General features: G+C 70.7%; 1 protein-coding gene. It reads right to left on the minus strand.

What is annotated here, in order from left to right:
• Nucleotides 1-262: 262 nt before the first annotated feature.
• On the minus strand, nt 263-1,114 hold the full coding sequence (locus TR50_RS17530; protein WP_084700479.1) for a ricin-type beta-trefoil lectin domain protein: 852 nt from the start codon (nt 1,112-1,114) through the stop codon (nt 263-265).
• Between the last annotated feature and the right edge of the window lie 48 nt (nt 1,115-1,162).

Below are 1,162 nucleotides of genomic sequence, written 5' to 3' on the forward strand. Positions count from 1 at the left end.
GGCGCTCGGGGGGGGGGGGGGGCGGCCGGGGCGATCACCGCCGTGATCGCGGTGGCCGTTCCGGAGCGGCGGATGGAGAGCGGACTCATGGACGGGGTTCTCCTTGGTCGAGGGGCGCGGGGACGACGTCACCCGGCGCCGATGGGCGGGACTGCCTGTGCTGTTGACGACATCCGGTCGGCCGCCGAAGCGGTGCGGCGGCCGACCGGGTCGGCTCGACCTGGTCACGCCAGGTCGAGCCAGGTCGAGCCGACCCAAGGGGTCAGTTGCTGCCGGGGAGCCAGGACTGCTCGGGGGAGCCGTTGCAGGCCCAGCCCTGGATCTTCTGGCCGTTCACGCCCACCGTGTTGGTGTCCGCGTCCAGGCACTTGCCGCTGTTCGCGTTCGCGGCGGCGTAGTTGGGCTTGCTGACCCACTGCTGCTGGAACTGGCCGTTGCAGGCCCAGCCCTGGATGATCTGGCCGTTCTCGGCCGCGGTGTTGGTGTCGGCGTCCAGGCACTCGCCGTCCACCGCGCTGACGAGCATGCGGTTCGAGGAGTAGGGCACCAGGTAGACGTTCCACTCCTGGTTGGCGTCGCCCGCGATGCACTGCCAGCCCTGGATCTTCTGGCCGTTCCTGCCCGCGGTGTTCGCGTCGGCGTCCAGGCAGGTGTTGTCGTCGTATCCGTTGACGGCGGTGGTGTGGTTGGCCAACGGGTTGGCGAGGCTGTAGAGCGCGGCCTTGGTCTGCGGGCCGACCTGGCCGTCCACGCCGATCCGGGCCGCGGTCTGGAACGACTTGACGGCGTTCTCGGTGTCGGGGCCGAAGCCGCCGTCGGCGCCGCTCGGGCCCAGGTCGCCGCCGTAGCCCCAGTTGATCAGCAGGTCCTGGAGCGCCACCACGCAGGCTCCGCTGACCTGGTTCTCGACCATGTTGCCCGGACACGCCGAGGTCCGGATGTCGACGGGCGGCGTCACCTGCGCCGGCACCATGGCCGCGGACGTGACCGCGGAGACGAGCGAGCCGGGTGTGGTCGCGGCGCTCGCGCTGCCGCTGAGCCCGAGCACCGCCGCCGAGCCGGCGAACAGCACCGGAGCCGCGACGACGGCCAACTGCCTGATGTTCCTGTGCATGGGTCCCCCTCTGAAGACATGTGAGACATGAGACGTGAGATGTGAGAC

It is taken from the genome of Streptacidiphilus anmyonensis (genome assembly GCF_000787855.1).
GTDB lineage: Bacteria > Actinomycetota > Actinomycetes > Streptomycetales > Streptomycetaceae > Streptacidiphilus > Streptacidiphilus anmyonensis.